At 65.3% G+C, this 17,332-nt stretch carries 16 protein-coding genes; 8 read left to right on the plus strand and 8 right to left on the minus strand.

Annotated features, from left to right (window positions below; translation table 11 throughout):
• Positions 1 to 25: 25 nt before the first annotated feature.
• Genes araD1 through FJ943_RS21080 form a run of 4 tightly spaced genes read right to left on the minus strand, consistent with a single transcriptional unit; the run spans position 26 to position 4,373 of the window.
• Entirely contained in the window at positions 26 to 1,024 is a 999-nt protein-coding gene (gene araD1, locus FJ943_RS21065) for an AraD1 family protein (protein ID WP_140724501.1), read from the minus strand.
• A gap of 33 nt (positions 1,025 to 1,057) precedes the next feature.
• Positions 1,058 to 1,837: an SDR family oxidoreductase gene (locus tag FJ943_RS21070; protein ID WP_140724504.1), complete on the minus strand. Its 780-nt coding sequence runs from the start codon at positions 1,835 to 1,837 to the stop codon at positions 1,058 to 1,060.
• Between the two features lie 11 nt (positions 1,838 to 1,848).
• Positions 1,849 to 3,576 (minus strand): IlvD/Edd family dehydratase, encoded by a 1,728-nt coding sequence (locus FJ943_RS21075; RefSeq protein ID WP_140724507.1) that lies wholly within the window; start codon positions 3,574 to 3,576, stop codon positions 1,849 to 1,851.
• Positions 3,573 to 4,373: a FadR/GntR family transcriptional regulator gene (locus FJ943_RS21080; protein WP_224595545.1), complete on the minus strand. Its 801-nt coding sequence runs from the start codon at positions 4,371 to 4,373 to the stop codon at positions 3,573 to 3,575. Before FJ943_RS21080 ends, FJ943_RS21075 begins: the two co-directional genes overlap by 4 nt.
• 53 nt (positions 4,374 to 4,426) lie before the next feature.
• Here FJ943_RS21080 and FJ943_RS21085 point away from each other — a divergent pair, with 53 nt between their 5' ends.
• The gene (locus FJ943_RS21085) at positions 4,427 to 5,356 is read left to right on the plus strand and encodes an aldose 1-epimerase (protein ID WP_140724510.1); all 930 of its coding nucleotides are present in this window, start codon (positions 4,427 to 4,429) and stop codon (positions 5,354 to 5,356) included.
• 219 nt (positions 5,357 to 5,575) lie between these two features.
• On the opposite strand, the gene FJ943_RS21090 is transcribed toward FJ943_RS21085, so the two are convergent.
• Positions 5,576 to 6,859, minus strand: coding sequence for a D-tagatose-bisphosphate aldolase, class II, non-catalytic subunit (locus FJ943_RS21090; RefSeq protein WP_140724512.1), 1,284 nt, complete (start codon positions 6,857 to 6,859; stop codon positions 5,576 to 5,578).
• Complete coding sequence (locus FJ943_RS21095; protein ID WP_140724515.1) at positions 6,856 to 7,809, minus strand: sugar kinase; 954 nt, start codon at positions 7,807 to 7,809, stop codon at positions 6,856 to 6,858. The genes FJ943_RS21090 and FJ943_RS21095 overlap by 4 nt, the downstream gene beginning before the upstream one ends.
• Positions 7,810 to 8,066: 257 nt before the next feature.
• Here FJ943_RS21095 and FJ943_RS21100 point away from each other — a divergent pair, with 257 nt between their 5' ends.
• Positions 8,067 to 9,101: a LacI family DNA-binding transcriptional regulator gene (locus FJ943_RS21100; protein ID WP_140724518.1), complete on the plus strand. Its 1,035-nt coding sequence runs from the start codon at positions 8,067 to 8,069 to the stop codon at positions 9,099 to 9,101.
• Here the strand turns inward: FJ943_RS21100 and FJ943_RS21105 are convergent.
• On the minus strand, positions 9,089 to 10,042 hold the full coding sequence (locus tag FJ943_RS21105) for an alpha/beta hydrolase (protein WP_015319004.1): 954 nt from the start codon (positions 10,040 to 10,042) through the stop codon (positions 9,089 to 9,091). The genes FJ943_RS21100 and FJ943_RS21105 overlap by 13 nt on opposite strands.
• 76 nt (positions 10,043 to 10,118) lie before the next feature.
• Positions 10,119 to 11,267 carry a Gfo/Idh/MocA family oxidoreductase gene (locus FJ943_RS21110; RefSeq protein ID WP_140724521.1) on the minus strand — a complete coding sequence of 383 codons (1,149 nt, stop codon included), beginning with the start codon at positions 11,265 to 11,267 and terminating at the stop codon, positions 10,119 to 10,121.
• Positions 11,268 to 11,876: 609 nt separating this feature from the next.
• On the opposite strand from FJ943_RS21110, the gene FJ943_RS21120 reads away from it, so the two are divergent.
• Genes FJ943_RS21120 through FJ943_RS21145 form a run of 6 tightly spaced genes read left to right on the plus strand, consistent with a single transcriptional unit; the run spans position 11,877 to position 17,168 of the window.
• Positions 11,877 to 12,698 carry a sugar phosphate isomerase/epimerase gene (locus FJ943_RS21120; protein ID WP_140715216.1) on the plus strand — a complete coding sequence of 274 codons (822 nt, stop codon included), beginning with the start codon at positions 11,877 to 11,879 and terminating at the stop codon, positions 12,696 to 12,698.
• Between the two features lie 4 nt (positions 12,699 to 12,702).
• A complete protein-coding gene (locus FJ943_RS21125; RefSeq protein ID WP_140724524.1) occupies positions 12,703 to 13,779 on the plus strand; it encodes a Gfo/Idh/MocA family oxidoreductase in 1,077 nt (358 codons plus the stop codon).
• Positions 13,779 to 14,597 carry a sugar phosphate isomerase/epimerase gene (locus FJ943_RS21130; RefSeq protein WP_140724527.1) on the plus strand — a complete coding sequence of 273 codons (819 nt, stop codon included), beginning with the start codon at positions 13,779 to 13,781 and terminating at the stop codon, positions 14,595 to 14,597. The genes FJ943_RS21125 and FJ943_RS21130 overlap by 1 nt, the downstream gene beginning before the upstream one ends.
• On the plus strand, positions 14,597 to 15,427 hold the full coding sequence (locus FJ943_RS21135; protein WP_140724530.1) for an alpha/beta hydrolase: 831 nt from the start codon (positions 14,597 to 14,599) through the stop codon (positions 15,425 to 15,427). Before FJ943_RS21130 ends, FJ943_RS21135 begins: the two co-directional genes overlap by 1 nt.
• Positions 15,424 to 16,146 carry a ribulose-phosphate 3-epimerase gene (locus FJ943_RS21140; RefSeq protein WP_140724533.1) on the plus strand — a complete coding sequence of 241 codons (723 nt, stop codon included), beginning with the start codon at positions 15,424 to 15,426 and terminating at the stop codon, positions 16,144 to 16,146. The genes FJ943_RS21135 and FJ943_RS21140 overlap by 4 nt, the downstream gene beginning before the upstream one ends.
• A complete protein-coding gene (locus FJ943_RS21145) occupies positions 16,146 to 17,168 on the plus strand; it encodes an ROK family protein (protein WP_140724536.1) in 1,023 nt (340 codons plus the stop codon). Before FJ943_RS21140 ends, FJ943_RS21145 begins: the two co-directional genes overlap by 1 nt.
• Positions 17,169 to 17,332: the final 164 nt, after the last annotated feature.

Below are 17,332 nucleotides of genomic sequence, written 5' to 3' on the forward strand. Positions count from 1 at the left end.
ACCGTAATTTCCGGGGCTATCGCCGTCATAGCTGGGTGACGGCGACCAGTCCCTCGTCCGGCACCGACACCATCCGGTTGCGCAACGGCTTGCCGAATGTCTGTGCCTGGATTTCATACTCGTCGCCGGAAGCCGTCTTGACGCCGGAGGCGTAGCTCATCACCGCCGCTCCGAAGAAATAGGCGTGCAGGTCGCCCGCCCTGCGGTGCATCGGGTAGCGGAAATGGAAGTGTTCGAGATTGGCGATCGAATGCGACATGTGCGCTTCGCCCGACAGGAATTCCTGTTCCCAGATAACAGTGCCGTCGCGCAGAATGCGGGAATGGCCACGCACTTCTTCGGGCAGGTCGCCGATCAGAAGCTCCGGTCCGATCGAGCAGGAGCGGAGTTTCGAGTGGGCGAGATAGAGGTAGTTCTCGGCCTCCGTCACATGGTCGGAATATTCGTTGCCCAGCGCATAGCCGATGCGATAGGGGCGGCCATCCGGCCCATTGAGGTAAAGGCCAACGATCTCGGCTTCTTCGGCGCCGGCTTTCGCGAAGGCAGGCATCGGCAGATCGGCGCCAGGCGGCACGACACAGGTGCCGACGCCCTTGAAGAACCACTCGGGCTGGATGCCGATCTTGCCGGCGCCGGGCTTGCCGCCTTCGAGGCCCATGCGGAAGATCTTCAGCGAATCCGATTCCTCGGCGTCCTCGCCATGGGTCAGCACATGCATCTTGTCGCGCGCGGCGGCACTTCCGGTGTGGGTGAGGCCGGTGCCGGTGACCAGGAAGCGCGCCGGTTCCGGATGGTCGACGGGAGCGAGCACGCGGCCATCGCGCAGCAGTTCGCCATAGTCGATCGTGGCCGCACCCGTCCGCTTCTCGACCAGCGCCGCGATCGATGCACCCTGGGCGATCGCCGCTTCGGCGAGCTCCAGCACGGTGCTTGTCTTGTCGAGTGGATGCAGGCGATTGCCGTCATCGGAAACGCGGCCGACCCGCCTGCCGCCATCGATCGTTGTGTACTGAACAAGACGCATGAAATGCCCTTCTTCCCTAGAGGCCGTACGGGGTCACACCCAGCCCGCGTCGACGATGAACTGTTGGCTCGTGCACATCAGGCTGTCGTCGGCGGCGAGGAACAGCGCCATGCGCGCAATGTCGGATGGCTGCAGCCGGTCGGGCAGGCACTGCCGCTCCGCGATCTGGCGTTCGCCGGCGGGGTTCAGCCATAGCCGCATCTGGCGCTCTGTCATCACCCAGCCAGGCACCATGCAGTTGACGCGGATGCGCTCGGGGCCGAGTTCGCGGGCCAGCGCCCGCGTCATGCCGTAGACAGCGGCTTTCGCGGTGACATAGGCAGGGCAGTCGGGATCGCCGACCATCCAGGTAATGGAACCGAAATTGATGATCGAGCCGCCGCCCAGCGAGCCCATTTGCGGGCGCACCGCCTGGGCGGCGAAGAACTGGTGGCGCAGATTGACCGCCATGCGGTCGTCCCAATAGGCCACCGTGACGTCCTTGGTCTGGTGGCGGTCGTCATTGCCGGCATTGTTGCACAGCACCTGGATCGGGCCGTTGTGCCGCATCGCCTCGACGGTCGCCGCCTGCAGCTGCTCGACATTGCGCAGGTCGCAGGGAATGAATAGCGGCGCGGCATGCCCTTCGGCCGCGATCGCATCGACCAGGCGCCGTGAAGGCTCCTCGGCCAGATCCACGAAGGCGACGCGGCTGCCTTGCGCGCAGAAATGGCGCACCAGGCTTTCACCGATGCCGCTGCCGCCGCCGGTTATGAACACGCTGCGGCCCTTCAGGCTGGGGTAGGTCGCGTAGCTGCCGATCTGATCCGTCATCGCGCCCCTCTCTAATGGGAATGCCGGGGAATGCCGGCATCGCGCCGACCGACGAGAAAGTCGAAGTCGCAGCCCTTGTCGGCCTGCAGCACGCGCTCGACATAGAGGCCCTGGTAGCCACCCTGCGGCGGCTCCGGCGGCTTCCAGTCACGGCGGCGGATCGCCAGTTCCTCGTCCGAAACCAAAAGCTCGAGACGGCGGCCGGCGACGTCGAGCTCGATGAGATCGCCGTCCCGCACCAGGGCCAGCACACCACCGGCCGCGGCCTCCGGCGCCACATGCAGCACCACCGTGCCGTAGGCGGTACCGCTCATGCGCGCGTCCGAAATGCGCACCATGTCGGAAACGCCTTCTCTGAGCAGCTTGGCTGGAAGCGGCATGTTGCCGACCTCGGCCATCCCGGGATAACCGCGCGGTCCGCAATTCTTCAGCACCATCACCGAGGAGGCGTCGATATCCAGCTCGGGATCGTCGATGCGGGCATGATAATGCTCGATGTTCTCGAAAACGACCGCCTTGCCGCGATGCTGCATCAGTTCGGGCGTTGCCGCGGACGGCTTGATGACGGCTCCGTTGGGCGCCAGATTGCCACGCAGGATCGAGATGCCGCCCTCCTTGGTCAGCGGCTCGCGCAGCGGCCGTATGACCTCACGGTTATAGTTGGGCGCGCCGTCGATCAGTTCACCGATGGTCTTGGCGCTGACGGTCATGGCGTCGCGATGAAGAAGCCCCACTTCATCAAGCGACGCCATGACCGCAGCTAGCCCCCCGGCATAGTAGAAATCTTCCATCAGGAACCGGCCCGACGGCATCAGGTCGACAATGGTTGGCACGCCGCGGCCAAGGCGGTCCCAGTCATCGAGGCCGAGATCGACACCGACCCGGTTGGCGATGGCGATCAGATGCAGCACCGCATTGGTCGAGCCGCCGATCGCGCCATTGACGCGAATGGCATTCTCGAAGGCTTGCCTGGTAAGGATCTTTGCAATCGTCACGTCGCGGTGGACAAGATCGACGATCTGCCGTCCGGCCAACTGGGCAAGCACGCTTCGGCGCGAATCCACCGCCGGGATCGCGGCGTTGTCGGGCATGCCGATGCCGAGCGCCTCCACCATGCTGGCCATGGTCGAGGCGGTGCCCATCGTCATGCAGCTGCCGGCCGACCGGCTCTGGCCCTGCTCGGCGGCAAGGAAGTCGGCGACCGGCATGCGGCCGGCCTTGACCTCCTCGGCGAATTTCCAGACATGCGTGCCCGAGCCGATATCCTGTCCGCGGAACTTGCCGTTCAGCATCGGCCCACCGGAGACGGCGATGGTCGGCAGGTTGCACGAGGCAGCCCCCATCAAGAGCGCCGGCGTGGTCTTGTCGCAACCGACAAGCAGGATGACGCCGTCGATCGGATTGCCACGGATGGATTCCTCGACATCCATGCTGGCCAGGTTGCGAAACAGCATGGCGGTGGGGCGCATGTTGCTCTCGCCCAGCGACATCACGGGAAATTCGAACGGCAGGCCGCCGGCCTCATAGACGCCGCGCTTGACGTGATCGGCGAGCGCCCGCAGATGCGCATTGCAGGGGGTCAGTTCCGACCACGTGTTGCAGATGCCGATCACCGGGCGGCCGTCGAAAGCGTCAGCGGGAATGCCCTGGTTCTTCATCCAGCTGCGGTGCATGAAAGCGTTCTTGCCTTCACCGCCGAACCAGGCTTCCGACCGCAATTTGCGTTTGGTCTCGGTCACGATTGCAGGCCCCGCTCGTTGCGGCGTTTGTTGCGGTTCTCGACGCTGCGGCGCACGTCATCCTCGGCATTGTCGATAAGCACCAGCAATGCCTTTTGCGCGCCGGCGGCGTCGCCGTCGGCAATCTTCTCGGCGACTTCCCGGTGCAGCGGCAAGGAATGGCGCTGCCCTTCCGGATTGTCGTTGGAGAGGCGAAAGCTCATTACCAACGCGGTCTCGACCAGTGCGGCCAGCGAGCCGATCAGCTCGTTGCCGGTCATGCGCAATATGGTCTGGTGGAACACCAGATCGGGCTTGGCGAAGCGGTCTCCGTCATCGCTCAGTGCTTCCATTTCAGCCAGCGCTGCATGGATCTCGGCGATCTGAGCCGGCGTCGCACGCTGCGCGGCAAGGGCCGCCGACATCGGCTCGATGGCGCGGCGCAGTTCAAACAGCGCCCGCACATCCTCCGCACTGACACCGCCGGTATAGCGCCAGGACAGGACGTCGGGGTCGAGGAAATTCCAGTCGGCGCGAGGACGCACCCGCGTGCCGGTCTTCGGCCTGGATTCGACCAGCCCCTTGCCCGCCAGCACCTTGATCGCCTCGCGCAGCACGGTGCGGCTGACCCCCAGCATCTCGCTGGAATCGTCGGCATTAGGCAGCGCCTCGCCGGGCAGGAAGTCGCCTTGCACGATACGCAGCCCGATCTGCTCGACGACGGTGGCGTGCAGCGCGGTGGAGCCGCTGGAAACCGCGACCGCGACTCGTGACGTGCGGGCCGTGCTGAATGATTTTCTATTCTTCATACTATTCATATGATATGTCTTATAGCTGTGGGAATTGGAGTCAAGGGATTGGGGGAGTGGCGATGACAAAGAATTTCGCTGTGGCCGTCGCGCAGCACACGGAACTGGTCTCGATCAGTGATGGCATCGCGACGGTCGAAATTGCTCCCGCCGCTGGTGGAGCGCTGGCGTCGTATCGATGGTGGCGGGATGGTTCCGCCGTGGATTGGCTACGTCCGGCCGACCCAGCGGCGATAGGTTGTCGCGATGCCGGCGCCATGGCCTGCTTTCCGCTCGTGCCCTATTCCAACCGCATCAGGAATGGCCGCTTCGAATTCGCGGGACGCCGCATTCAATTGCCGACGGCCCCGGACGATCCACACCATGAGCACGGCCATCGCTGGCGTCACCCGTGGACGGTCGTGAGCCATGAAGCGAGCATGATCGTCCTGCGCTATCGCCACGCCGCCGATTCCTGGCCGTGGAGCTATGAAGCCGAGCAAGTGATCTCGCTGGCCGAAGGCAGGCTTTGCATGACCATTGCCGTGCGCAACCTGTCGGACGCGCCGATGCCGGTTGGCCTCGGTCTCCATCCTTACTTCCCATCGACACCGTGGACGCATGTCCAGGCACGGGTATCAGGCATGTGGGAAACCGATGCGGAGGTGCTGCCCATCCGGCATGTCCCGCCGCCCGTGGGGGCCGATCCATCCATCGGCTTTGACGTATCGGAAGTGGACTTCGACACGGTCTTCACCGGATGGGCGCGCCGCGCCCGGATTACCTGGCCCGAACACGGACGGCAGCTGGACATCGAGGCAGAGGCGCCGCTCGACTTCCTCGCCCTCTACACGCCGCCGGGCGAACCGTTCTTTTGCGCCGAGCCGGTCAGCAACATTACCGATGCTTTCAACCGGAGGGGCGACAAGGACATCGACACCGGCTGCATTGTGCTGGCCCCTGGCCAGAAACAATCCGCCAGCGTCCGCCTCATACCGTCGCTGGCTGTTTGATCTTCGCCGCGACTTGCCCGAAGCGAGGCCATTGCAGAACGGATAGTGCTGGCCCGGCTCCTCGATCGTCACCCAGCGCAAATCGGTGAATTCGGCGATCGAGGCCTTGCCGCCGAAGCAACCATAGCCGGAGCCCTTGACGCCGCCGCTGACGCGCATCGCGATCTGGCGTTGCGCCGCACCACGTGGGCCCTGGTGCCACAGCCATGAAAGTCGGGATCAGCCGGTTGCGCTGGCATAGATCTTGAGAACGTCCGTCACGCCTGCGATGAGGAGTTCCCTGGCCTTTGGCGCGACGGATCCGCTCGCTACCGCGCTGTCGAGGCGGCCGAGATACTGGCTGATCAGGGGTGAGGGGATGTCGCGCTCGCCCAGCGCCTGCATCAGCGCGTTCACGGACTGCCGCGCCGCCGGCGCAGGCCAGTAGTAGCGGATACGGTCGCTGTAGGAAAAATGCCGCTCGATCCGCTGCTCGGCCTCGGAGCCGTGATAGTAATTCTTCCAATTGCCGGGCGCCGCCAGCATGACGCGCTCCATGGCCGCCGGCAGGCTTTCCCGCGACGGATCGGGGACCAGAATGTCGGCGATATGGCTCAGACCATAGAGGGCTTCGCGCAGCGCGAAGGTCAGCCATGGCCCGACCTTGAGTATGGCAAAACCGTCGTCGACCAGCGCGCTCAACGCCGCAGTGGGCTGGTAGTCGGTCGAGTGGGCCTCGAAGACGAATTGCGGCAGGTCTCGCAGCGTGCCGGCAAGCGCCCGGGCGCGTTCCGGCCGGTAGGCGATGACCTCGGCATTGCCGAATTCGACGCCCGGCTGCACGACGACGCCGATCGCCCGCGAGAAAGCCTGGTCGAGGCCGCGCTGGTGGAACGCATCGCGGTGGATGCGAACCGTCTCGCCCGCGGCCTCCGGTGTCGTCACCGCCAGATGGTCCATGGCCTCCTGTGCGCCGCCCGGCACCGGCACTTCCGTGCCGATGACATAGACAGGCCTGGTGCCGCCTGTTCGTTCAACCGCGGCCTCCGCCACCTCGGCCAGTTCGGCGGCGCGCGCGGCGATGGTGGCGTCGGGCGGTGCCGCGCCTTCGCCGGCGCAGCCCATGCTGGCGTCCAGGTGGATCTTTGTGAAGCCTGCCTCGGCATAGGCATCCACCATGCGTGCGGCTTTTTCCATCGCCTCGGGCGCCGGCAGGTGCTTCCAAGGATTGGGGCCCAGATGGTCGCCGCCGAGCACCAGCCTGTCCAGGGGAAAGCCGGCCTTTCCGGCGATCGTCTCGACGAAGCGGCGGAAATCGCCCGGTGTCATGCCGGTATAGCCGCCCTCGTGGTTGACCTGGTTGCAGGTGGCCTCGATCAGCACATCGGCGCCGCGCGCCTTGCCGTGGCGCAGCGCCGCTTCGACGACCAGCGGATGGGCCGAGCAGATCGAGGCGATGCCACAGCGTTCGCCGGCCGCACGGCGCGTGGCGATGCCAGCCAGTCGATCGGTCGCCTGGCTCATGCCGGTGCTCCGGTCCGGGCGGTCTCGATGAACGCCTCGACGGTGGCGAGCGAGGCGATGCCTTCCATTGGTCCCTTCTTCGTCACCGCCAGCGCGCCGCAGCCATTGGCTATTCGCAGCGCCCTTTCCGGTGCCTCTCCACGCAGCCAGAAGGAGACGAAGGCCGCGGCAAAGCAGTCTCCGGCGCCGGTCGGATCGATTTCCTCGACGACGAAGCCGGGTGAAGCCGTGCGCCCCGACTGATCGTAGTGGACGGCGCCCTGCGCGCCCTTCTTGACGACGATAGTGGAGATGCCGCGGTCCAGCATTTCGCGTACCGCGCTTTCCTCGTCGTTTGCCTCGGCGAAGGTGAAGAGTTCCGGCCCGCTCGGCAGGAACACGTCGGTCTTTGACAACACGAAGAGCAAGGCGTCGCGCATGCCCGGTAGATCGAGCATCTCCTTGCGGATGTTGGGGTCGAAAGAGACCGTGCCGCCGCGCATCTTGACGGCTTCGATCCCGTTGCGGGCAATTTCGATCACCTCGGGCGAGAACAGCGATGTCCCCATGACGTGAAAATGGTCGGCGCCGGCCAGCAGCGCGCGCGCTTCCGCGCCCATCTCGATCAGGCCGGCGGCACTCTGCTTGATGTTGTAGACGAAGTGCCGGCTGCCATCGCTCTCATAGGTGACGAAGGCGGTTCCGGTCGCGGCACCGTGATGGACGGTGATGGCCGAGATGTCGGCGCCGTCGGCACGCAGGCGCTCGATGTTCAAATGGCCGAAATCGTCGTCGCCCACTGCCGCGATCAGCCCCGCCGGCTGGCCGAGCCGCGCCGCCTGATCGACGAAGATGGCGGGAGCGCCCGAGGGAAACGGACCGACCAGCGGGCCGGGAGCGCGAAAACTCTGGCCGATCCGCTCGGCCATGATCTCGACCAGGATCTCGCCGGCACAAACCAGTTTCTTCATGTCCTCACCATCTGCGGACGGACGGCCTCCGCTTGGCCAGAAATTCCTTTATCCGTGCATGTTCAAAACCTAAGTTGTCGTTTTCGGAGCGTCAATAAATAATTTGACGTGCGCAATGCTTCTGCGTTGTACTGGAAACCGTGGAAATTTGACTGAATAAGTTGGCTCAAGCAATGCTGCCTCACCGCGACGATCGCAAGACTGATTCTCGCCAGAGCGTTAAGGCTGGCATCGAGGATAAGGGGCCTGAAATATAGATGGCGGAAAAGACCCACCGGACGATGGATGATTTCGCCAGGGCGTCCGGCGTTTCGCGGCCGACCCTGTCGAAGTATTTCGACGATCCGGCCAGCGTGAAGCCGGCGACCCGGGCGCGCATCGAGGCGGCGCTTAGTTCGTCCGACTATCAGCCGAATGTTTTTGCCCGCAACCTCAACCGCAAGCGCACCCGCAATGTCGGCATCGTCGTACCGGCGATCACCGATCCGTTCTACGCCGAGATGGTCAGCCGCATCGAACGGCGCTGTCGCGACGAAGGGTTTTGGCCGATCGTCATCTCCTCGCACGGTTCGCCGAAACTGGAGGCGGAATCGGTCAGGACGCTGATGTCGCTGAAGGTCGCGGGTGCTATCGTCGCGCCCTTGGGCTTGGTCTCCGAACCCGGCGTCTTCGAACGGATGAGCGAGGACATCCCGATCGTCTATTTCGACACCTATATCGAAGGCGACACGCCATTCGTCGGGAATGACAACCACCAGAGCACCTCGACCATCGTCGATTATCTCTGCCGGTCCGGCGAACCGCCTGTCTATGTCGACATCCCGCACGTCAACCACAATTCGGGCGAACGCCTGCAGAGCTATATCGACGCGATGCAGGCCGCGGGCCTGGAGCCCACCGTTCTCAAGGCGGCGGGCGACTATAGCTGGGACTTCGAGCGCATCGGCCACGAATGGATGGACAGGACGCTGGAGAGAGGCGGCCTGCCGGCCCGCACGCTGCTCTGCGCCAATGATCGTCTCGCCTTCGGTGTGATGGCGGCCGCCTTTTCGCGCGGGCTGAAGATCGGCCGCCGCGCCGATTGCGATTTTCGCGTCGCCGCCCACGATGATCATCCGTTGAGCCGCTACACCTGTCCCGCGCTGACCACCATGGCACAGGACTTCGCCGCCATGGCCGGCCGCACCGTCGAGATCCTGCTGGCGTTGCTGGACGAGGCCGATCCGTCCGGCCATGATCTGGCGCGCAACGTCAAGCTTGGCGCCACCCTGGTGATGCGTCAGTCGGCCTGAGTGATCGGCTCCGGCGTCTGTAGGCGGAGCCAGGCCGCCGCCTCGCTTACCGTTTGCCGCGCGGCCAGGATGTGGCGGCCCATCGAGACGAAGCCGTGGATCTGACCCGGCCAGTGTCGCAACGCCAGCGGCACTCCGTCGGCGCGCAGGCGCTCGGCATAGGCCGTCCCTTCGTCGGCAAGGATGTCGTGGCCGGCGATCACGACGAAGGCCGACGGTGCGCCGGCGAGGCTGGAGGCCAGCAGCGGCGATACGCGCCAGTCCGCGATATCATCGGGCGTTCGCACATAGTGGTCGCGGAACCAGGCCATGGTGGCGGCGGTGAGTCCGAAGCCTTCGCCGAAACGCCGGTAGCTGTCCGCCGTCTGGCGGGCATCGGTGTTGGGATAGATCAGGATCTGGGCGGCGAGCGGCGGCGCCAGCCTGTCGCGGGCGAGCAATGCCAGCACGGCGGCAAGGTTGCCGCCGGCACTGTCGCCAGCGACGGCAATACGGGTAGGGTCGATGCCGAGTTCTCCAGCGGCCATGAAGCGCAGCGCTGCCGCGCAATCCTCGAGCCCGGCGGGAAACTTGTGCTCCGGCGCCAGCCGGTAATCGGGACAGACGACGACGGCGTTGCCGAGATTGGCCAGCCAGCGGCAGATATCGTCATGCGAGGAGAGATTGCCGATCACCCAGCCGCCACCATGCAGATAGAGCACGGCGCGCGCCCCCGTCCGCGGCGCGCCGATACCGCGATGGATGCGGATCGTCACCGGGCCGTTCGGCCCGTCGATCTGCTGCTGCTCGGTTGCCGCGACCGGCTCGTGCTCGCCCTGCAGCGTCGGGAACGAAGCGTTGTACGTGGCCCGCGCCGCCGCGACGCTGTCATTCTCGAAGGGTTCGCCGCCGGCGGCACGGCCGATTTCCAGGGCACGCAGCGCATCTGGGTCGAGCGTCATCGTCATCTCCGTCAAAGCAATTCCAGGAAAAGTGTGCAGCGGTTTTCCGTCCGGATTGCGTGAAAACAAGGAACGCTTAGGCGAGCAGGCCGCACGCTTCGTCTTCGCCAAGCAGGGCCGGCTGGACGACGTCACCTGTCATGGCGACCGAACTCCCCGTCTCGCCCGAATGCAGGATCGCTTCCATGATCTCCAGCACATGCAGCGCCAGATTGCCGGAAGCGCGGGGCGTCGCGCCTGTCTGCAGCGAATGCACCAGGTCGGCGACGCCGAGCATGCGGTAGTTGGCGCGGTCGGGCGCCGCGTAAGGCCAGTTGCGGGCGCCGTAGAGTTCGCCTTCGCTGGCGAAATCCTTCCAGTCGGCGCCGCGTTCCGACAGCGACACCGTGCCGCCGAACGTATCCGGGTCGGGCAGCCGCAGCGAGCCTTCCGTGCCGTGCAGTTCGATCGGATGATTGGAATGCCTGAAGACATCCCATGAAGCGCCAAAAGTGACGGTCGCGCCGGAGCGGAATTCGAGCAGCGACAGCACATTGGTCGGCGTGCCGACCTTGAATTTGGTGTTCTTGAATGGCCCTTCGGCCGATATCAGCCGTTCCTCCTGGCCGCGTGTCGCCATCGCCATGACGCGCGCGACCGGGCCGAGCAGGTTGACCAGCATCGTCAGGTAGTAGGGACCCATGTCGAACACCGGGCCGCCGCCCGGCTCGTAGTAGAATTGCGGATTGGGATGCCAGTGTTCCATGCCGCGCCCCATCATGAAGGCGGTGCCGGTGACAGGGCGGCCGATGGCGCCCTCATCCATCAGGCGGCGCGCTTTGCGTCCGGCTGCGCCAAGGAAGGTGTCTGGAGCCGAGCCGAGCAGCAGGCCGCGTTTGGCCGCCTCCGCCACCAGGCGGCGGCCGTCGCCGGCCGAGGTTGCGAGCGGTTTTTCGGTGAAGACATGCTTTCCCGCCGAAAGGGCGGAGAATGAAATATCGAAATGCGCCGCCGGAATGGTCAGGTTGAGGACGAGGTCGATCTCGGGATCGGCCAGCAGCGCATCGACGCCAAGGGGCCGGATACCGTATTCCTTGGCTCGCAGCGCCGCCATCTCGGCTGAAATATCGGCGCAGGCGCGCAATTCGATGCCGCCGAAAAGCGCGGCATTGCGCAGGTACGTCATCGAGATGTTGCCGCATCCGATGACACCGATGCCGAGTTTGGCTTGTGAGTTTGCCTGCATTTTCTGTCGTACCTCCCAATGCGATCACGTCTGCCCGATCGTCGCGACGGTGCCGGATCGGGCTCGAAATGGCTATACAACGTTTTAAATATTGACGCGCGTAAAATTTTTATAGAACATGCGGAAATGCCTGCGCGGTGTCGGGAGGCTGCTGGCTCTGGGAGGAGAAAATGACGGACATGAAAACCGGCCGATCGCGGGCGCCAAAGCCCGTGGGTCATTCGGCCTCGGATATTTCGAGGGCGGCCAGGGATCGCGACGGGTTCAGGCATAGATCACCATGGCCCCGATCCTATCAAGCTGGCTGCGTATTGGACCGGGCAGGCCATCGTCCGTGATCACAGCGAAAAGGCCTTGGAGGTCCCGCTGACGCCCTTGCTCGAATCCGCATGACCCAGGCTCGGTCAAGTAGGATGTCCCTCCCAAGGAGACTGACGGAGCAGGGTCCGTGTGTTGCAATGGATGATTGGACCCTGTCTGCTGGCGGGCGATATCGCCGCGCCTCCGCCGTCGTCACCGTTCCGCTGATTGCACTCGTGCCGTTCTTCCATCATCGAAGGGCTGACGCAGGGCAGCATCAAGGAATGGGCGGGATCAAGGAATGAAAGGATGAACGTGAAAGACCTCAAAGTCGGCTGCCAGACCTTCACCTGGGAAATGCTGGGAGACCGGTTCACCGGCGGCCCCGACGATCTGTTGAAGGCGATCGCCGATGGTGGCTATGCCGGCATCGAGATCACCGACACCATGATCGGCCACTATGCCGGCAAACCCACCGAGTTCGCCGCCGCGCTGAAGTCGTCCGGTCTGGCGCTCATTTCCTTCGCCTTCGGCTCCAGGAGCGGCTTCACGCTCAAGGACGGGATCGGCACCGATCTCGAAACCGCCAGGCGCTGGATCGATTTCGTGGCAAACTTTCCCGATGCGCTGGTGTCGATGGGCTCGGCCACCGTCGTCTCCGACGGGCCACGCCACGACAAATTCGCTGTCGCGGCCGAGGTTTACAACAAGGCCGGCGAACTCGGCCGCAAGGCGGGTGTCCAGGTGGCGGTGCATCCGAGTTCGCACCACAACACGCTGCTGTTCGACCGCGCCGATTACGACGCGATTTTTGCCTTGCTCGACCCCGATCTGGTCGGCTGGGTGCCGGATACCGGTCACATCCTGCGCGGCCACAGGGACATGGCCGACACGCTCACCACCTACCGCGACCGCATCCGCTACATCCACCTCAAGGACGTCGATGCCGACGGCACCTGGGCGATGCTGGGCCAAGGCGTATGCGACACGCCTCAGGTCATCGAGATCGCCGGTACCGCGCCGAACTTCAACGGCTGGCTGGTGCTGGAAGAAGAATCCGACACCGCCGCCGCCGATCCGGCCGGCGCGGTCAAGACCAACCGCCGGACGATGCGCGGCTACGGGGCCTGAGACGATGATCAAGAAACAGGACAGACGCCTCAGGGTCGGTGTGCTCGGCTGCGGCCCGATCGCCCAGTTCGCGCATCTGGAATCCTGCGTCAAGGCCGGCAATGCCGACCTCTACGCCATCTGCGATGCGGCACCCGATTTGCTCGCCCGCATGGGCGCCACCTATGAACCAAAGAAGATGTATGCCGACTATGACGCCATGCTCGCAGATCCCGAGCTCGAAGCAGTCATCGTCGCCACGTCGGATGCCTATCACGTGCCGATGTCGATCAAGGCGCTCGATGCCGGCAAGCATGTTCTCTGCGAAAAGCCGATCGGTACCTCGGTCGAGGAAGGCGAGGCCTTGGCAGAGGCGGTCAAGCGCTCCGGCAAGGTGCTGCAGGTCGGCCACATGAAGCGCTTCGATCCGGCGCTGGAGGCCGCCCGCGACTTCGTTCGCGACGAGATGGGCGAGGTGCTGGCACTGAAGGCCTGGTATTGCGACTCCACCCACCGCTACACCAACACCGACGCCGTGCAGCCGCTGCCAGTCACCAGCAAGCTCGCGAAAAAGCCGGGCGGAAATCCCAAGGCTGATCTCAGGCGATATTTCATGCTGGCGCACGGATCGCATCTGGTTGACACCGCCCGCTTCCTCTGTGGCAATATCGTTGCCGTGCGCGCCCGCCTCAACGAGCGCTTCGGCGCCTATTGCTGGTTCGTCGAAACCGAATTCGCCAGCGGCGCGCTTGGCCATCTCGACCTCACCGTCGCCGTACGCATGGACTGGCACGAAGGGTTTCAGCTCTATGGCGAGAACGGTTCCATCATCGCCAGGACCTTCAACCCTTGGTATTTCCGCGCCAGCGAGGTCGACATCTTCCATGAGAAGGACGCGACCTCGCGAAAACCGCTTGGCGCCGACGGCCACTTCTTCCGCCGCCAGCTCGAGGGCCTTGCCGACACCGTGCTCACCGGCGCGCCGATGCGCGGCGCCAATGTCGGGGACGGCATCGCGTCGATCCGCGCCATGGTGGCGATTGCGCGCTCTGTCGAGACTGGCGAGCGGATCGAGCTTGCCTCGGTTTCGGGTGCGGTCTGATGCGCCTCGGCATCTTCGCCAAGACATTTGCGGGCACCGACCCGGCCACCGTGCTGGCTGCCGTGAAGCAGGCCGGCTACGAGACGACGCAGTTCAATCTCGCCTGCGCCGGCCTGCCGTCGATGCCGGATGCCGTGCCGGCGAATGCCGTCGCCGCCATTGCTGCCGCCGCGCGATCGTCAGGCGTTTCGCTGGCCGCGCTGTCGGGCACCTACAACATGGCGCATCCCGACAAGGCTGCGCGCGACGACGGGCTGAGGCGCCTGGCGGTGGTCATCGACACTGCAGCCAAGCTCGACATCCCACTGGTGACGCTCTGCACCGGCTCGCGCAACGCAGCCGACCAATGGGCATACCATCCCGACAATGCCGATCCGTCGGCCTGGTCCGACATGGCCGTCGAAATGGCGAAGGCACTGGCGCTGGCCGAGGAGGCCGGCGTCGATCTCGGCATCGAGCCCGAGCAGGCCAATATCGTCACCTCGGCCATGGATGCGACCCGGCTGATCGCCGAGATGGGTTCGAAGCATCTGAAGATCGTGCTCGATCCCGCCAACCTGTTCGAGCATGCAAAGCCCGATGAAGCGAGAGCCATCGTCGCCGCCGCGATCGATGAGGCCGCTGGCCACATCGCCATGGCGCACGCCAAGGATCGTTTTGCCGACGGCCGCTTCGCCACATCAGGCCAGGGTGTCGTCGACTTCCCGGATTTCGTCGCGCGGCTAAAGGGGGTGGGTTTCGATGGCGCGCTGGTCACGCACGGCTTGTCCGCCGACGAAGCTCCTGGCGTCGCAACCATCCTGCGGGGGCTGCTCTGATGGGTGCCGCGCCGACGATCATGCTGCGCGACGACGCTGCGCTCCACGTCTTCGACACGGGGCAGGGGCTTCCCATCGTCTTCCAGCATGGCCTCGGCGGCGATACCGCGCAGGTGGCGCTGAACTTTCCCGACAGTCCGTCGCGCCGCCGGCTGACTGTGGAATGCCGCGCGCAGGGCGGCTCAGGTGCCGGCGGCAAGCGTCCGTTTTCGATCACCATGTTCGCCGACGATGTGCTGGCCGCTGCCGATGCAGCTGAAATGGGGCGCTTCGTTGCCGGTGGCATCTCGATGGGCGCCGCCATTGCACTGCACCTGGCGGCCCGCCACCCGGCTCGCGTCACCGGTCTTGTGCTGGTGCGCCCGGCCTGGACCTTCGACGCGGCCCCGCAAAACATGCGCCCTTATGTCGAAGTGGCGGAACTCATCCGCGACCACCCGCTGGAAGAGGCGCGCGACATCTTCGCGGCTTCGGCAACGGCGGCCCGCTTTCGCAGCGAGGCGCCGGACAATCTCGCCTCGCTGCTCGGTTTCTTCGCCCGCGAAAACGCGGTTGTCTTTGCCGAGGTGATGCAGGCGATCGCCAATGAGGGGCCTGGCGTGACGCGGGCGATGGCGACCGGCCTCGCAATCCCGACGCTCGTCGTCGGCAGCGGCATAGACCTCGTCCATCCCCTGGCGACCGCCCGCGAACTGGCTGAGACCATCCCCGGCGCCGCCTTCACCGAGGTGACGCCGAAAGCCGCCGACAAGGATCGCCATTTCACCGAAATCCGCGCCGCCATCGGCGGCTTTCTCGATAGAAATTTCAACAACCAGGACCAATCATGATCTCGAAACCTTTGTCAGGCCCGGCCGCCATCGCCGCACTGCCGCGCGACCGTCTGATCGCCGAATTCTCATCGTGGTCGGCCAATCTCGCCAATTTCGAGAGCGACTTGCAGCGCATCGAACCCTATGTCGATATGCACCACATCGACGTCGCGGACGGCCATTTCGCGCCGTCCTTCCTGTTCTTCCCCGATCTCGTCGCCCGTATCGCCAAACTGACGGCCAGGCCCGTCCACGTCCATCTGATGGTCGACCAAGCAATCGTCGAAGAACAGACGCGCCAGTTCATCGAGGCCGGCGCCGACATGATCAGCGTCCATGCCGAGAACGGCGAGGCGGGTCTGCGCGCGGTGCGGCTGGCGCATGAACTCGGCGCCGAGGCCGGCGTCGTGCTGAGGCTGGAGACCCCTGTAGAGGCGATGAAGCCTTTCGTCTCCGAAGTGGCGTTCGTCACGCTTCTTGGAACCGCGATCGGCGTCAAGGGCCAGGGCCTGTCGGAGAAGGCCTGTGACAGGCTGGGCGAAGCCCGCGCCATCCTGAGGAACGCTGGTCGTGAGTCGGCCGTGGTGCTCGCCGCCGATGGCGGCATCCGCCACGAAACCGTGCCGCTGCTGCGCGCCGCTGGCGCCGAGACCGTGGTGCTCGGTTCGCTCGCTTTCGGCGACGAGGATCTCGCCAGCCGCATCGGCTGGCTGCATGGTCTGAAGGTCGCGGCCTGATGAGCATTGAAGTCGCCCTCGCGATCGATCTTGGCGGCACCGAGCTTCGTGCCGCCCTGGTCGACCGTGACGGCAAGATCCTGGCCTTCGCGGCTGTGCCGACGCAGGCGCAGGCCGGCCCCGACGTGGTGATCGGCCAGATCGAGGCGCTGGCCGCGACCATTCATGCCGAAGCGCCGGGGCTGTCGATCCTCGGCGTCGGCGTCGGCGCGCCGGGCCCGCTCGATCCGCTGGCCGGCATCGCCGTCGGACCGCCGACGCTGGCCGGCTGGCAGGACGTGCCGCTGGCCGACATCCTCGAGCGGCGGCTCGGCCTGCCGGTGCGGCTGGAGAACGACGCCAATGCGGCAGCGCTCGGCGAATGGCGCTTCGGCGCCGGCCACGGTGCGCGCTCCCTGGTCTTCGTCACCGTCTCGACCGGGATCGGCGGTGGCGTCGTTGCCGACGGACGCATCTTGCATGGCCGTCGCGGCCTTGCCGCCGAGATCGGCCACATGACCATCACCAACGAAGGCGAGCGCTGCGTGTGCGGCGTCGTCGGCTGCTTCGAGGCCATCGCTTCGGGAACCGCGCTCGGCCGCCGCGCCAATGCCGCAACGTCTCCTTTGGACGGTTCGACGCTGCGCCGCCTCTCGGCCAACTCAGAGGTCACGGGTCGCCACGTGGTCGAGGCCGCGCGGCTGCAGGACGACCTCGCTCTGGCTCTGCTCGAGGAGGAGGCGCGCTGGCTGGGCGTCGGTTTCACCAACCTCTTGCACCTCTATTCGCCCGACGTGCTGGTCGTTGGCGGCGGCATCGCCAATGGCCTCGACCTGATGGCGCCCGTCATCGAGGCGACCATCCGCCAGCGCGCCATGCGCGCCTATCGCGACGTGCCGGTCGTCCAGGCCCGGCTCGGCCGCCATGCCGGGCTGGTCGGCGCGGCCAGCCTCGTCCTGTTCGATGATCTGGGCACGTTGGCGGCTCCCATTCCCGTCGGCCCAAGCACATATCCGGACACGCGGAGGGACTTCAAGGGCTGAGCTCAAGCTGGCGCGGTCCTGTCTCGCCGCAAGCCGGTCTGTCGCGCTGCGACTCTTTCGCGGCCGTTGGCAAGGCCCTGCCACCGCTGCGCAATGCCGTCTGATAGCGATGACATATGACAATGGCCGCAAGCGGCGTGCTTGCGGCCATTGTCCGTCGTATG

This window comes from Mesorhizobium sp. B2-3-10, from assembly GCF_006442275.1.
Lineage (GTDB): Bacteria > Pseudomonadota > Alphaproteobacteria > Rhizobiales > Rhizobiaceae > Mesorhizobium > Mesorhizobium australicum.

What these genes read in the sequence shown, in the direction of transcription:
- araD1 (WP_140724501.1), bottom strand. Translation starts at nt 1,024, where the DNA reads ATGCGTCTTGTTCAGTACACAACGATCGATGGCGGCAGGCGGGTCGGC.
- FJ943_RS21070 (WP_140724504.1), bottom strand. Translation starts at nt 1,837, where the DNA reads ATGACGGATCAGATCGGCAGCTACGCGACCTACCCCAGCCTGAAGGGC.
- FJ943_RS21080 (WP_224595545.1), bottom strand. Translation starts at nt 4,373, where the DNA reads ATGAATAGTATGAAGAATAGAAAATCATTCAGCACGGCCCGCACGTCA.
- FJ943_RS21085 (WP_140724510.1), top strand. Translation starts at nt 4,427, where the DNA reads ATGACAAAGAATTTCGCTGTGGCCGTCGCGCAGCACACGGAACTGGTC.
- FJ943_RS21090 (WP_140724512.1), bottom strand. Translation starts at nt 6,859, where the DNA reads ATGAGCCAGGCGACCGATCGACTGGCTGGCATCGCCACGCGCCGTGCG.
- FJ943_RS21095 (WP_140724515.1), bottom strand. Translation starts at nt 7,809, where the DNA reads ATGAAGAAACTGGTTTGTGCCGGCGAGATCCTGGTCGAGATCATGGCC.
- FJ943_RS21100 (WP_140724518.1), top strand. Translation starts at nt 8,067, where the DNA reads ATGGCGGAAAAGACCCACCGGACGATGGATGATTTCGCCAGGGCGTCC.
- FJ943_RS21105 (WP_015319004.1), bottom strand. Translation starts at nt 10,042, where the DNA reads ATGACGCTCGACCCAGATGCGCTGCGTGCCCTGGAAATCGGCCGTGCC.
- FJ943_RS21110 (WP_140724521.1), bottom strand. Translation starts at nt 11,267, where the DNA reads ATGCAGGCAAACTCACAAGCCAAACTCGGCATCGGTGTCATCGGATGC.
- FJ943_RS21120 (WP_140715216.1), top strand. Translation starts at nt 11,877, where the DNA reads ATGAACGTGAAAGACCTCAAAGTCGGCTGCCAGACCTTCACCTGGGAA.
- FJ943_RS21125 (WP_140724524.1), top strand. Translation starts at nt 12,703, where the DNA reads ATGATCAAGAAACAGGACAGACGCCTCAGGGTCGGTGTGCTCGGCTGC.
- FJ943_RS21130 (WP_140724527.1), top strand. Translation starts at nt 13,779, where the DNA reads ATGCGCCTCGGCATCTTCGCCAAGACATTTGCGGGCACCGACCCGGCC.
- FJ943_RS21135 (WP_140724530.1), top strand. Translation starts at nt 14,597, where the DNA reads ATGGGTGCCGCGCCGACGATCATGCTGCGCGACGACGCTGCGCTCCAC.
- FJ943_RS21140 (WP_140724533.1), top strand. Translation starts at nt 15,424, where the DNA reads ATGATCTCGAAACCTTTGTCAGGCCCGGCCGCCATCGCCGCACTGCCG.
- FJ943_RS21145 (WP_140724536.1), top strand. Translation starts at nt 16,146, where the DNA reads ATGAGCATTGAAGTCGCCCTCGCGATCGATCTTGGCGGCACCGAGCTT.